General features: G+C 39.4%; 12 protein-coding genes. 8 read left to right on the top strand and 4 right to left on the bottom strand.

The window, feature by feature from the left end:
* Nucleotides 1-18: 18 nt before the first annotated feature.
* Together pheT and MKL35_RS03395 are read left to right on the top strand one after the other, a co-directional pair.
* Nucleotides 19-2,400, top strand: a complete 2,382-nt coding sequence (pheT, locus tag MKL35_RS03400) for a phenylalanine--tRNA ligase subunit beta (protein WP_106479536.1) — start codon at nucleotides 19-21, stop codon at nucleotides 2,398-2,400.
* Nucleotides 2,397-2,693 (top strand): integration host factor subunit alpha, encoded by a 297-nt coding sequence (locus MKL35_RS03395; protein WP_000126166.1) that lies wholly within the window; start codon nucleotides 2,397-2,399, stop codon nucleotides 2,691-2,693. The genes pheT and MKL35_RS03395 overlap by 4 nt, the downstream gene beginning before the upstream one ends.
* A gap of 169 nt (nucleotides 2,694-2,862) precedes the next feature.
* On the opposite strand, the gene MKL35_RS03390 is transcribed toward MKL35_RS03395, so the two are convergent.
* On the bottom strand, nucleotides 2,863-3,126 hold the full coding sequence (locus MKL35_RS03390) for a hypothetical protein (RefSeq protein WP_004698569.1): 264 nt from the start codon (nucleotides 3,124-3,126) through the stop codon (nucleotides 2,863-2,865).
* 93 nt (nucleotides 3,127-3,219) lie between these two features.
* On the opposite strand from MKL35_RS03390, the gene MKL35_RS03385 reads away from it, so the two are divergent.
* Nucleotides 3,220-3,354: a hypothetical protein gene (locus MKL35_RS03385; protein WP_017393480.1), complete on the top strand. Its 135-nt coding sequence runs from the start codon at nucleotides 3,220-3,222 to the stop codon at nucleotides 3,352-3,354.
* 184 nt (nucleotides 3,355-3,538) lie between these two features.
* Here MKL35_RS03385 and rho read toward each other — a convergent pair whose 3' ends face one another.
* Nucleotides 3,539-4,807 carry a transcription termination factor Rho gene (gene rho, locus MKL35_RS03380; RefSeq protein WP_001054522.1) on the bottom strand — a complete coding sequence of 423 codons (1,269 nt, stop codon included), beginning with the start codon at nucleotides 4,805-4,807 and terminating at the stop codon, nucleotides 3,539-3,541.
* Nucleotides 4,808-5,126: 319 nt separating this feature from the next.
* Entirely contained in the window at nucleotides 5,127-5,453 is a 327-nt protein-coding gene (gene trxA, locus MKL35_RS03375) for a thioredoxin (RefSeq protein ID WP_002054512.1), read from the bottom strand.
* A gap of 279 nt (nucleotides 5,454-5,732) precedes the next feature.
* Here trxA and ppx point away from each other — a divergent pair, with 279 nt between their 5' ends.
* The 5 genes from ppx to MKL35_RS03350 are packed head-to-tail and all read left to right on the top strand — an operon-like array spanning nucleotide 5,733 to nucleotide 10,832.
* A complete protein-coding gene (ppx, locus tag MKL35_RS03370) occupies nucleotides 5,733-7,253 on the top strand; it encodes an exopolyphosphatase (RefSeq protein ID WP_002054555.1) in 1,521 nt (506 codons plus the stop codon).
* 18 nt (nucleotides 7,254-7,271) lie between these two features.
* Complete coding sequence (locus tag MKL35_RS03365; RefSeq protein WP_002054564.1) at nucleotides 7,272-8,093, top strand: acetyl-CoA carboxylase carboxyltransferase subunit alpha; 822 nt, start codon at nucleotides 7,272-7,274, stop codon at nucleotides 8,091-8,093.
* Nucleotides 8,030-9,430 (top strand): tRNA lysidine(34) synthetase TilS, encoded by a 1,401-nt coding sequence (gene tilS / locus MKL35_RS03360; protein ID WP_106479537.1) that lies wholly within the window; start codon nucleotides 8,030-8,032, stop codon nucleotides 9,428-9,430. Before MKL35_RS03365 ends, tilS begins: the two co-directional genes overlap by 64 nt.
* Complete coding sequence (gene proC, locus MKL35_RS03355; RefSeq protein ID WP_079377114.1) at nucleotides 9,405-10,241, top strand: pyrroline-5-carboxylate reductase; 837 nt, start codon at nucleotides 9,405-9,407, stop codon at nucleotides 10,239-10,241. Before tilS ends, proC begins: the two co-directional genes overlap by 26 nt.
* A 21-nt stretch (nucleotides 10,242-10,262) precedes the next feature.
* Complete coding sequence (locus MKL35_RS03350) at nucleotides 10,263-10,832, top strand: YggT family protein (protein WP_002054582.1); 570 nt, start codon at nucleotides 10,263-10,265, stop codon at nucleotides 10,830-10,832.
* A gap of 59 nt (nucleotides 10,833-10,891) precedes the next feature.
* Here MKL35_RS03350 and polA read toward each other — a convergent pair whose 3' ends face one another.
* Complete coding sequence (gene polA, locus MKL35_RS03345; RefSeq protein ID WP_119689248.1) at nucleotides 10,892-13,663, bottom strand: DNA polymerase I; 2,772 nt, start codon at nucleotides 13,661-13,663, stop codon at nucleotides 10,892-10,894.
* Between the last annotated feature and the right edge of the window lie 44 nt (nucleotides 13,664-13,707).

Here is a 13,707-nt window from a genome sequence, read left to right as displayed (position 1 = left end):
TAAATAAGGTTTATAAAGATGAAGATTAGCGAAAATTGGTTACGCACATGGGTTAACCCTGCAATTGATAGTGATACATTATCTGATCAGTTGACTATGCTTGGTCTTGAGGTAGATGAACTAGCGCCTGTTGCTAAGCCATTTACCGGAGTTGTAGTTGGTGAAGTTTTAACAGTTGAACAGCATCCAGATGCAGACCGTCTACGTGTAACAACAGTGAATATTGGTTCAGGTGAGCCTCTGCAAATTGTATGTGGTGCTCCTAACGTTCGTGCTGGAATGAAAGCACCTGTAGCAACTATTGGCGCAGTATTACCAGGCGATTTTAAAATCAAAAAAGGTAAGCTTCGTGGTGTCGAGTCACAAGGTATGCTGTGCGGCGCTTCTGAAATTGATCTTGAAGATAAAATCGATGGTTTGCTTGAGTTACCTGCCGATGCTCCAGTAGGGTTAAACATCCGTGAATACTTAAAACTTGATGATAACGTCATCGATATTAGTATTACGCCAAACCGTGGTGACTGTTTCAGTATCCGTGGTATCGCACGTGAAATTGCAGTGATTAACCAACTGCAAATGAATGAACCTGAAATTAAATCGGTTGATGCGACAATCACTGATGAGAAAAAGGTTGTTATCAGTACAGAGGGTGCTCCACGCTATTTAGGACGTGTCATTAAAAATGTCAATGTGAAAGCTGCTACTCCTGAATGGATGGAACAAGCTTTAGCACGTTCAGGAATTCGTACACACAGTATTTTAGTTGATGTAACGAACTACGTTCTAATGGAATTAGGCCAGCCAATGCATGCTTTTGATTTGGCTAAAATCGAAGGTACTGTAGAAGTTCGCCAAGCTAAGCCGCAAGAAAAGTTGCAACTTTTGAATGATCAAGAAGTTGAATTGCAAGAAGATGTGATGGTTATTGCTGATGACCAGAAAGCTTTAGCAATTGCCGGTATTATGGGTGGTCTAGCGTCAAGTGTAACTGATGATACGACAGACATTTTCTTAGAAAGTGCATTCTTTGCTCCGCTTGCGATTGCCGGGCGTGCTCGTCGTTTTGGTTTACACACAGACTCTTCGCAACGTTATGAACGCGGTGTAGATTTCGAATTACCTTTGATTGCGATGAACCGTGCTTCCCAGCTTATTCAAGAGTTGGCAGGTGGTGAGTTTGGTCCAATTACTATAGCTGAAAAATCTGATTTACTTCCTAAACGTGAAGCGATCGAACTTAAGCAAGCTCAGGTAGACCAATTATTGGGATATCAAGTTGCTGCTGAATTTATTACAGATGCTTTAACTCGACTAGGTTGTGAAGTAACTTTTAAAGCTGATGGCGAATGGAGCGTAGTTCCACCTTCACATCGTTATGATATGGCAATTTATCAAGATTTGATTGAAGAAGTTGCTCGTATTGATGGATATGACAATATTCAGATCAGCTTACCAAGCATGGATGTTCAGCTTGCTAAGTACCAAGATCGTTTTGAAATTGCACAGCTACGCCAAACAGTAGTTACTTTAGGTTACCAAGAAGCAATCAGCTTTAGCTTTGCTGATGCAAAACTTGAAAAGCAGTTAAACCCGCAAATCAATCCACTTATGCTAGCAAATCCAATTTCAAGTGATTTGGCAGCAATGCGTAGCACTTTGCTTTCTAGTTTAATTCCTTGTGTGCAATATAATTTAAATCGTCAGCAAAGCCGTGTACGTTTCTTTGAGCTTGGTTTACGTTTTGATTATCAAGATGCCAATTCTATTCAAGACTTAAAGCAAATCCCGACATTAGCTTTAATTGCTGTAGGTTCTCGTGAACCAGAATCATGGCATGCTAAGCCACAACCAATGGACTTCTTCGATTTTAAAGGTGAAGTAGAGGAAGTTTTAGCTGCTGGACGTGTCAAAGTTGAATATGTACGTTCAGAGCGTTCATGGTTACATCCAGGACAGTCTGCTGAAATTTTAGTTGATGGTAAATCAATTGGTTACCTAGGTCGTTTGCACCCATCTTTAGAAAATCAGCTCGATTTGAGCACAACTTGGGTTGCTGAGCTTGATCAGGCAGCAGTTTTGCAATCTTATGTATCTAATTTTACAGAATTATCACGTTTTCCTTCGGTTAGACGTGATATTGCGCTTTTAATCTCTGATAATATAAATGTTAGAGATATTCAGCAGTTAATCGAAAAAACTGGTGGAGAGCTTTTAGACTCTACTTGGTTATTCGATGTGTATACGGGGCAGGGTGTCGAAGAAGGTAAACGTTCATTAGCGTTTGCACTATTATGGCAACATCCTTCACGTACGCTTGAAGATGCTGAAATTAAATCTGGTATGGACAATATAATCCAAGTGTTGGAAAACACTTATCAAGCGACATTGAGGGCCTCATGACAGCACTAACTAAAGCAGACATGGCTGATCATTTAAGTGAGTTAACCAGCTTAAATCGCCGTGAAGCAAAACAAATGGTCGAGTTGTTCTTTGACGAAATTAGCCAAGCGCTTATCGCGGGTGAGCAGGTTAAGCTTTCTGGTTTTGGTAATTTCGAGCTTAGAGATAAACGCGAGCGTCCAGGACGTAATCCTAAAACAGGCGAAGAAATTCCGATTTCTGCCCGTCGTGTAGTGACCTTCAGAGCAGGTCAGAAATTTAGACAACGCGTTGGAAATGAGCAGATCGATTGATCTGCTTTTTTTTATTTATAATTTTTTTATAGCTTTAGAATTAACATGTTTTATGGAGCGCTCAAATTCATTTAAATCATATATCGAATATATATTTGTTTAAATCATAAAATTTAAGCATAAAAAAAGAGGACATAACGTCCTCTTTTTATCTAATCTAGATTCTAGATTAGTGTGCAGCAGAAGCAGCAGCGTCAGTAGCAGCAGCAGCAGCGTCAGAAGCAGAAGCAGCAGCGTCAGAAGCAGCAGCAGTTTCAGAAGCAGCAGCGTCAACAGCAACAGCAGCTTCAGAAGCAGCAGCAGTAGCTTCAGAAGCAGCAGCTACAGCTTCAGAAGCAGCAGCAGCAGCTGGAGCTTCTTCTTTCTTAGAACAACCAACGAAAGCTAAAGTAGCGGCAACAGCAGCAGCAACAGCGAATTTTTTGAATAACATGGCATCACTCTCACAAAAAAAATTTGAGATTAAAAAAACCTAAGTTAGGCTGTTTTGCTTTTATTATTCCTAAACGTAGCTAGGTAACAACGCATGGAGCAGTCTAACTGGTCTGCCGCTATGCTATCACTGCAAATGTTGAAATACTACTGTCACCTGTCAAAAAAGCGCAGAAAAATTGAAAAAACAGCCTGTTTTTTAACAGAAAAAAACAATCAATTAGATTAGATATATTGGAAAAGGTATAAGTAAGCTACTAAAAAACATAATTTTTTTATATTAAAAATATTTGTTTTCAAAAGCTTAAATATATCCTTACATAAGGTTTAACAAAATGTATTTTTGTGTAAAGCATGTCAACCAAATAAAAAAGCTACTCATGAGAGTAGCTTTTTGGAAAACAACATAATGATTAAGTGGAAGCTTTACGTTTCATCTGATCAAAGAAATCATCATTTGTTTTGGTTTCTTTCATACGGTCAAGTAAGAATTCCATAGCAGCCAACTCATCCATAGGATGAAGGAGTTTGCGGAGGATCCAGACTTTACGTAATTTATCTTCATCCATTAAACGTTCTTCACGACGTGTACCTGACTTCTTAATATTCATGGCAGGGAAGACACGCTTCTCAGCAATACGGCGATCAAGTGTAATTTCTTGGTTACCAGTACCTTTGAATTCTTCGTAAATTACATCGTCCATTTTACTGCCAGTTTCAATAAGAGCAGTAGAGATGATTGTTAAAGAACCGCCTTCTTCGATATTACGAGCAGCACCGAAGAAACGCTTTGGGCGTTCTAATGCATGTGCATCTACACCACCGGTCAATACCTTGCCTGATGAAGGAATTACAGTGTTGTATGCGCGAGCTAAACGTGTGATAGAGTCAAGTAAAATCACAACATCTTTTTTATGTTCAACAAGACGTTTTGCTTTTTCAATGACCATTTCAGCTACTTGTACGTGACGTGCTGGTGCTTCATCAAATGTTGAGGCAACGACTTCACCGCGTACGGTACGTTCCATTTCAGTTACTTCTTCTGGACGCTCATCAATAAGTAAAACAATAAGGAACACTTCCGGATTGTTTCTCACAATAGATTGTGCAATGTTTTGAAGTAACATTGTTTTACCCGCTTTTGGCGGTGCAACAATAATAGAACGTTGTCCTTTACCAATTGGCGCAACTAAGTCGACAACACGGGCAGTTAAGTCTTCTGTTGTACCATTACCAAGTTCCATAACCAATTGTTCGGTTGGGAAAAGGGGAGTTAAGTTTTCAAATAAAATTTTATTTCGAGAATTTTCTGGCGTGTCATAGTTAATCTGGTTAACTTTGAGCAACGCAAAATAACGCTCACCTTCTTTCGGAGGGCGAATAGTACCTGTGATGGTATCACCTGTACGCAAGTTAAAGCGTCGGATTTGTGAGGGGCTCACATAAATATCATCCGGACCGGCTAAATACGAACCTGCGGCAGAGCGCAAAAAACCAAAACCATCAGAGAGAATTTCAAGAACGCCGTCACCAAAAATTTCTTCGCCATTCATTGCATGGCGTTTCAAGATGGCAAAGATAATATCTTGCTTTCGGTTACGAGCCATACCTTCAAGGCCCATAAATTCAGCAATTTTAATTAGTTCGCCGATTGGTTTTTTCTTGAGTTCAGTTAAGTTCATAGGGGTCAGAATTAGGAAAGAATAGAGTGTGGTTTAAAAGAAGAAAAATCGCTCGCATACAAAAAAGAGTATCGCAATTGTATTTACACAATAACAATTCAGAAGTCTAATTAACTGTTTCGAAGAGAAATGTGAAAAAACAATTTCTGTTGCCGAGTGGCGATCTTTATGTTTGTGTCTTGTAAGAAGCCGGACAGAAGACGATTCCCTTCAGTGCCTCTTGAGCATGCAATATAAGTGAGATCAGCTAATTTGTCAATTTATAGCCGAAAAAAATACGCTATAGAGATATAGCGTATTTCATCTGTAACGTTCGGACTTAAACGTTTTCGTCAATGAAGCTAACGAGTTTAGAACGAGGTACAGCACCGATTTGCTGCGCTACTACTTCACCATTTTTGAAAAGTAATAAAGCAGGAATATTACGGATATTGTATTTCACTGCAGTATCTTCACAAGAAGTCACGTCAACTTTAACGATTTTTACTTTACCAGCATATTCACTTGATAAATCTTCAAGAACAGGTGCAATCGCTTTACAAGGTGCACACCAACCTGCCCAGAAGTCAACAAGTACAGGTGTTTCTGCATCTAGAACATCTGCTTGGAAGTTATCATCAGTTGTATTTACAATAGTCGCAGACATGGTACGGCTCCAATTTTTAGAAAAAAGTGCTATCACTATAGGAGGATATAATCTCTATCAGTATTACATAGCTACTTAGTTCAATGTAAGGGTTTGATGCTATTATTCAAGGCTTAATTAAATTTGTCTAATGGATGCTCACGATATTCACCATCGGCTTGTACAATCGTTTAACAAATCGAAAATTATCGATGGCTATTAATTGTTGATGAAAATGGCTTTTCAATTGCATTCTTGTGAATTACTCTAGGCGTGAATTGTTATGGGTTTAGTTCAATAATGTCTGACTTTCTGATTGATGAAGAATTACTTGCTGCCATAGATATGGGGTCGAACAGTTTTCACCTTGCCATTGCACGGGTAGATCACGGTGAAGTTAAAAAAGTGGCTTCAATGTCAGAAAAAGTACAGCTTGCAGCTGGTCTGGATGAAAATAAAAACTTAACAGAAGCTGCACAGCAACGTGGCTTGGCATGTTTGGCTCGTTTTGTCGGGCGTTTGGGGTCGGTTCAACCTAATCGTTTAAGAATTGTGGCAACGAATGCTTTACGTCAGGCTAAAAATGGCCATGAGTTTATTCAAAAAGCTGCTGAAATATTACCTAAACCTATTGAAATTATTGCAGGCCGTGAAGAAGCACGACTGATTTATCTCGGTGTATCTCACACGATGGCAAATGGTGGACGCCGCTTAGTAGTTGACATCGGTGGTGGGTCTACTGAGTTTATTATTGGCGAAGAATTCGAGCCGATTTATACCGAATCATTACAGATGGGTTGTGTAGCATATACTAAAGCCTACTTTGCTGATGGTGAAATTACCCAAAAAGCTTTTGATAAGGCAGTGGTTGCTGCGCGCAAAGAACTTTCAGCGATCGCAACAACTTATAAAATGGAAGGTTGGGATACTGTTGTTGGTTCTAGCGGTACAATTAAAGCCTGCCGTCAAATTATGGTAAATATGGGGTTAAGTGACGAGCAAGAAAATGTTACTCGTGAGGGTCTCTATAAACTTAAAGATAAGTTGCTCAAGTTCAAAAATATTTCTGAAATTGATTTTGAAGGACTTAGAGAAGATCGACGAGCAGTTTTGCCAGCCGGATTGGCAATTTTGTACGCAGTTTTTGAAGTATTAGAAATTGAACATTTGGCATATTCTGATGGTGCATTACGTGAAGGAGTCATGTATGACCTTTTAGGTCGTTTTAAGCATGAAGATATCCGAGATCGTAGTGTGCAAGCCCTAATGGGACGTTATAACGCTGATCCGAAACAAGCAGAACGAGTTGTAAATACAGCTCAACACTTATTTGATGGGGTAGCAGAATCTCTGAATTTAACCAGTGAAGACAGTGACTTACTGCGCCGTGCAGCATATTTGCATGAAATTGGTTTAGCAATTAGTCATGGTGGTTATCATCGTCATGGTGCTTATTTATTACAGCATTCTGATATTCCTGGTTTCTCACAAATTGATCAAAACCATCTTTCACATTTAGTTGCTCATCATCGTCGTAAATTACGTAATGATGTAAAAAATGAAGTTTTAAAGGCGGGCGGTAATAAATTACTCTACCTAAGTTTATTACTTCGCCTTGCAGTTTTACTCAACCATAGTCGCAGTGATCAGATGCTTCCTGCCATTGAATTGACCATCATAAATGATCAACAATGGCAGCTTAGTGTTTCTGGTGATGCCAAACAATGGCCATTGTTAGTTGCCGACTTGCATGATGAGCAAGAGCAGTTTAAGCATTGGGACATTGAATTGAATATTCAGTCGGAAAAATTTATCGATTAAAGGGATAATATTCGACCTATGAAAAAAGCTACTCAGTCCAAAGCGTGGACAACGGTTCAAATTGCACGTCATCCTGATCGTCCGCAGTTTCTAGATTATGTCGGTGAAATCTTTACAGAGTTTGATGCCTTGCATGGTGATCGTTTGTTTGGTGACGATGGTGCGATGGTAGGTGGTCTTGCTCGTTTTGACGGTCAACCTGTGATGGTCATTGGACAACACCGTGGTCGTAGTACCCGTGAAAAATTAAAGCACAACTTTGGTATGGCGAACCCAGAAGGTTACCGTAAATCTCAGCGTTTACTAGATATGGCTGAGCGTTTTAATCTTCCGGTTTTCACGTTTATTGATACGATGGGTGCATATCCAGGTGTTGGTGCTGAAGAACGTGGACAAGCTGAAGCAATTGCCACTAGTCTTGCTCAACTTTCAAGTTTGAAAGTTCCTGTTGTTGCAACAGTACTCGGTGAAGGTGGTTCTGGCGGTGCTCTAGGTATTGGGGTTGCTGACCGTGTGATTATGCTATCACATAGTATTTATTCTGTGATTTCACCAGAAGGTTGTGCATCTATTTTATGGAAGACTGCTGAAAAAGCAGCTCAAGCGAGTGAAGCTTTAGGTTTAACAGCAGATAAACTACAATCTCTAGGTATTGTTGAATATGTAGTAGATGAAGGCGAAGGAGCTCATTTAGACCCTGAGCGTGTGATGCAAAACCTAAAAGTAGTTTTAAAGCAAGCTTTGGATGAATTGCTACCGATGGATGCAAATGAACGATGCGAAGCACGTTATCAACGTTTAATGAAGTTTGGCAGCGAAAATTTAGGCATCACGTCTTAAAGCAGGCTCAAGAGTTTTCAGAAAATAGTTCTTTTCTTATTGGATGTAGTGGTGGCTTGGATTCAATGCTACTACTACATTTAATGACTCAAATTTTCCCTCAAAAGATCCGGGCAATTTACATTGATCATCAACTGCAAGAACAAAGTGCAGAATGGGGGAAACTTGTTGCCAGTCAGGCAACAAGTTTAAATATTTCTTATATTATTCAAAAAGTACAGATTTCTGATGGGAATCTGGAAGCTCAAGCACGTCAAGCACGTTATCAAGCTTATCAGCAACATTTACAACAAAATGAAATTCTATTGCTTGCTCATCATCAGCAAGATCAGGCCGAAACAGCTATTTTACGTTTATTGTCAGGTACAGGTGTAGATGGACTTGCTGCAATGCAAGCCATTGATTACCGTGAAAATATGACGATTTGGCGTCCTTTTTTGGATTTAACACGTGAGCAAATTGCTTCTTGGGCTGCTCAGCTTGAAGTGAAGTATATTGATGATCCAATGAATTATGATACCCATTATGACCGTGTGTGGTGTCGTGAAGAGCTTTGGCCATTTTTATCAAAAAGATTTCCAAAAATGCAGCAGGCGCTGAGCCGAACCAGTTATCTCATGCAGGATGCTTCCGAAATTTTAGAAGAAGTTCTGAAAAATGATTGGCAATATTCGGGTTCAGCTGACTATTTAGATTTAACGAAATTATTTGAGTTATCTTTTGCACGACAGCGCCAGTTACTTTCTGCATGGATGAAGGGTGATGGGCAATATCGGCCTGCATTTGAAATGGTCGAGCGCTTAAAAAAAGAAGTCATTGATTCTAAATCTGATGCACAAGCCGCTTTACATTGGAACCAGTTTTATTACGTCCGTTATCAAAATATTCTTTATAGGTTAAGTAAACAGATTTATCTTGCTGAAAAATTAAATCCGGTTGAAGCTGAACTGGAGCATTCATTTAAATTACAAGAAGAATGGCAGGGCGCAGCAGGGCTGTTCAATATTGAGAGTAAAAAAATTGGTTTAAGTCATTCTTTATTGAATAAAAAATTGAAAATAATTCGACGTCAAGGTGGGGAAAAGATTCATCTATATGGTCGTGTTGGACAATGGCCGTTAAAAAAAGCGATTCAAGAAGCACATATTTTGCCTTGGCTTCGTCATACAATTCAAATATTAGTCATAGATAATGTTATGCTTGGGGTTTTTACACCGAAAGGATTTTGGTTGGCTCAGTCTCCGTATTGTGAGCAAGGAGGATGGCAACCAGATTTAATTTCTCATTCTTGTGATCTGGTAAATGGCGAATATGGTTATGACAAGTGCAGTAAATAGTAATATCTGTTTTATTGGTGGTGGTAATATGGCCCAAGCGTTGATCGGCGGGCTGATTTCAAGAGGTTTGCCGCCAACACGTATTACCGTTTCAGATCCAGTTGAACAAATCCGTCATTTATTACAAGAAAAAGAAGTTCATGTAACACAAGATAATGTGGCTGCAATTAAAAATGCGGATGTTGTTGTACTTGCGGTAAAGCCACAAGTTCTAGCGAATGTTCTACGTCCGCTGAAAGGCTTATTATCGGATAAACTGGTTATTTCCATCATTGCTGGTGCGGAAATTAAGACAATATCAAATCTTATTGATAGCGAACGAATTGTTCGTGTTATGCCTAATACGCCAGCATTAGTTCAAACTGGCGCACATGGTATTTATGCGACTGATGTAGTTGGTGCTTCAGACCGTGAATTAACGAGTCAAATTTTAGCAGCAACTGGTTTAACAATTTGGGTAAACTCCGAAGCTCAAATTGATGCGGTAACAGCAGTTTCAGGTTCAGGCCCAGCTTACTTCTTCTATCTCATGGAAAGTATGATCCGTGCAGGTAAAAATCTAGGCCTAGATGAAAAAGTTGCAACTGCTTTAACTCTTCAAACAGCATTAGGTGCGGCTCAAATGGCAATTACGAGTTCAAATACTCCGTCTGAACTACGTAAAAATGTGACATCACCGAATGGTACAACACAAGCTGCACTTGAAGTTTTTGATCGTGCACAAATCTCTCAAAATATTCAATCTGCATTAGCTGCTGCACAGAAACGTAGCCAAGAATTGGCTCAAGAACTGAGTGACAGTGCAAAATAGCTTTAATAGGATAAGACAACTATGGGTGCAAATTCTGCGCTAATTTTTGGAATTTTAATTAACGTTGCGATTTTATTGGTCTTTTTCCGGTTCTTAATGCAATTGGCGGCAGTAAGTCCTTATAATCCTGTGGTTTTATCGACAGTAAAGGCGACGAAGATTGTTGATATTTTTGGCCGAATTTTTCCAACAGTCGCAAAAGGCCGATTCAATTTAGCCGCGTTAGTTCTTTTAATTATTTTATATTTACTGAAAATTTTCGGTGTGATGTATCTTTCAGGTTCAATGCCAAATAGTCCGATTCATTTAGTGATTCTGACATTTGTGACAATGATCCAAGATTTGATTCGTTTCTGTCGTTATTTAATTTTTGCGACAATCATTTTGAGTTGGGTGGTGATGTTCACTCAATCTCGTTCACCTTATATTGAAGTCATTCAAGATTTGGCAGAACCATTATTAGCGCCGTTCCGTCGCTTACTGCCTAATATGGGAATGATTGATTTGTCGCCAATTTTGGCATTCTTAGCGCTCTATATTGCTGAGATCTTAATGAATGAAGTTGCTAAAGTTCTTTTAACTGGACTTTAAGTTGAGACGATAAAAAAGGGCTGTATTTCACAGCCCTTTTTTATTGGTTTATTGATGACTTAGTGTGCATCATCCCAGTTTTGCCCTTGCCCAACTTCAACTACTAAAGGCACAGAAATTTCGACAACGGATTCCATAACACTTGCGATTTGCTTAGAAAGTTCTTCGGCAATGTTTTGATCGGCTTCAAACACTAATTCATCGTGTACCTGAAGTAGTAGTTTTGCTTGATCTTTTGGCAAGATTTTATCAACTGCAATCATTGCAAGTTTAATAATATCAGCTGCACTACCTTGTAAAGGCGCATTGATCGCAGCACGTTCAGCAGCCTTACGTACCATCACATTTCGAGCATCAATATCTGGTGTATAAAGACGACGTCCTAAAATAGTTTCAACAAAGCCTTGCTCCGATGCTACTTGGCGGGTACGTTGCATGTATTCATAAATACCCGGATAGCGTTGGAAGTATTGCTTAATATAGTTTTGCGACTCTTGACGTGTGAAGCCTAACTGACGAATTAAGCCAAACTCGGACATACCGTAAAGTAAACCAAAATTTACAGCTTTGGCTTGGCGACGCTGATCGTTTGTTACATCTTCGATCGCAATACCCAATACTTCTGCAGCAGTACGGCGGTGAACGTCTTGTCCGTGCTGGAACGCATGTACTAAAGCATCATCTTGAGAAAAATGAGCCATTAAACGAAGTTCAATTTGTGAGTAATCGGCTGCTAGTAAAACTCGTCCTTCTGGTGCAATGAATGCTTTACGAATTTGACGGCCAATTTGTCTACGAATTGGAATATTTTGTAAGTTAGGATCCGAAGAAGATAGACGACCTGTCGCTGTGAGAGCTTGGTGATAACTTGTATGTACGCGATGGGTATCGTTATGAGATTGTTCAACTAGACGGTCAGTATAGGTACTTTTTAGCTTTGCTAACCCACGATGTTCTAGAATAATTTCCGCTAATGGGTGTTCGATTTTTTCTAAAACACTTTCACTGGTACTGTATTGTCCAGTTGCAGTTTTTTTACCACCTTTAATACCTAATTTATCAAATAGGATTTCGCCTACTTGTTTAGGTGAAGCAATGTTAAAAGTTTCATCTGCAATTTCCATAGCCTGATTTTCAAGGCCTTCCATGGTTTTTGCAAATTCAACACTTAATTTATCTAAGAATGCATGATCTAAACGAATACCATCTTCTTCCATGCCTGACAAAATTCGGGCAACCGGCATTTCGATATTATATAAAATATTTTCTAGCTCAGGATGTGCTTTAAGTTTATTTGAAAGGACTTCATATAAACGATAAGTCACATGTGCATCTTCGGCTGCATAATGAGCTGCAACTTCAATCTCAATTTGATTAAAAGTCTTCTGTTTAGCACCTTTACCAGCAATTTGTTCAAAAGTTGTGGTTAAGTGACTTAAATAGACACGAGCTACATCATCCATACCGTGACGAGTTGCTGCTGCATTTAATACATAAGATGCCAGCATGCTATCGAAATACCAGCCTTTAAGTTCTATACCGTGATTAGCAAAAATGTGCGCATCATATTTAAGGTGATGACCGATTTTTTTAACCGCTTCATTTTCTAATACTGGCTTAATTTGAGCCAGAATTTGTTCACGATCCAGCTGCTGTGGCGCATTTTCATAGTTATGCGCTAAAGGCACATAATAGGCATCTTTTGCATCAAAGGCGATTGAAAAACCAACCATTTCGGCAATACGGTAATCAAGACTTGTGGTCTCTGTATCAATAGCAAAATGATCGGCATTTTGCATGCGTTGCCAGATTTGATCCCAAGCTTCTTGAGTTAAAACAGTATGATAATTTGCAGTCCCAAGCTGATCATCTTGACTAGTTAAGCTAGCTTGATCTTCTGTTTCTATCGTTTCAGCAGGTTTAACTTCATTTTGAACCACGGTCTGTGAAGCTTGCTGTTTGTAGCTTGAACTATTTGGATTGTTTGGATGATCAAGCGACTGTAATTGGTTTCTAAACTCGAGCTCAGTGTATAGATTACGCAAAGCCTCTACGTTTGGATCAGTAAGCTTTAACTCATGCCAGTCGAGTTCTAAAGGAAGGTCGCAAACAATACTTGCCAACTGATGATCAAGCTTAATATTGTCTAAGTTATCTTTAATATTTTGGCTCAGTTTGCCTTTAAGCTGGTCTACATTAGCAATGATATTATCTAAAGTGCCATATTCGGTCAGTAACTTGGCTGCTGTTTTTGCTCCCACGCCAGGCACGCCCATAATACCGTCAGACGCATCGCCCATAAGGGTTAAGTAATCGATAATCTGATTTGGCCAAACACCAAATTTTTCAAATACACCGTCGGTGTCCATTACACGATCTTTAAAGCTATCTTCAAGTTTGACATGGTCATTGACGAGCTGAGCCATGTCTTTATCTCCAGTTGAGATAAGTACATGATGGCCCTCGAGTACGGCACGTTTAGCAAGTGTGCCGATAATGTCATCAGCTTCAGCACCCGGAAGGCTATATAAAGGAATTCCTTGCGCTTTAATTAGAGCGTGTAAATATGGAATCTGTTGAGATAACTCTTCCGGCATAGTCGGGCGGTCACCTTTATAAATAGGTGAAAGCTTATGACGGAAAGTTGGCTCAGGCGTATCGAAAATTACGGCCATATGTGTTGGTTGCATACGGCGCATTAATTTTTGAATGGCAGAAATTGCCCCACGTATTGCATTGGTATGTAACCCTGTAGAGGTCGTCAATGGTGGTAATGCATGATATGCACGAAATAAAAAATAGGACCCATCAACCAAGACAAATGGTGGCATTGAACAATTCCTTAATTTGAATTAGGGGTATTTTACGTGAAAAC

This window comes from Acinetobacter sp. AOR41_HL, from assembly GCF_027854645.1.
GTDB lineage: Bacteria > Pseudomonadota > Gammaproteobacteria > Pseudomonadales > Moraxellaceae > Acinetobacter > Acinetobacter nosocomialis.
This window is presented reverse-complemented; position numbering and strand designations above follow the sequence as displayed.

Coding starts and splice junctions, on each gene's coding strand:
- pheT (WP_106479536.1), top strand. CDS start 19: ATGAAGATTAGCGAAAATTGGTTACGCACATGGGTTAACCCTGCAATT.
- MKL35_RS03395 (WP_000126166.1), top strand. CDS start 2,397: ATGACAGCACTAACTAAAGCAGACATGGCTGATCATTTAAGTGAGTTA.
- MKL35_RS03390 (WP_004698569.1), bottom strand. CDS start 3,126: ATGTTATTCAAAAAATTCGCTGTTGCTGCTGCTGTTGCCGCTACTTTA.
- MKL35_RS03385 (WP_017393480.1), top strand. CDS start 3,220: ATGGAGCAGTCTAACTGGTCTGCCGCTATGCTATCACTGCAAATGTTG.
- rho (WP_001054522.1), bottom strand. CDS start 4,807: ATGAACTTAACTGAACTCAAGAAAAAACCAATCGGCGAACTAATTAAA.
- trxA (WP_002054512.1), bottom strand. CDS start 5,453: ATGTCTGCGACTATTGTAAATACAACTGATGATAACTTCCAAGCAGAT.
- ppx (WP_002054555.1), top strand. CDS start 5,733: ATGTCTGACTTTCTGATTGATGAAGAATTACTTGCTGCCATAGATATG.
- MKL35_RS03365 (WP_002054564.1), top strand. CDS start 7,272: ATGAAAAAAGCTACTCAGTCCAAAGCGTGGACAACGGTTCAAATTGCA.
- tilS (WP_106479537.1), top strand. CDS start 8,030: ATGCGAAGCACGTTATCAACGTTTAATGAAGTTTGGCAGCGAAAATTT.
- proC (WP_079377114.1), top strand. CDS start 9,405: ATGGTTATGACAAGTGCAGTAAATAGTAATATCTGTTTTATTGGTGGT.
- MKL35_RS03350 (WP_002054582.1), top strand. CDS start 10,263: ATGGGTGCAAATTCTGCGCTAATTTTTGGAATTTTAATTAACGTTGCG.
- polA (WP_119689248.1), bottom strand. CDS start 13,663: ATGCCACCATTTGTCTTGGTTGATGGGTCCTATTTTTTATTTCGTGCA.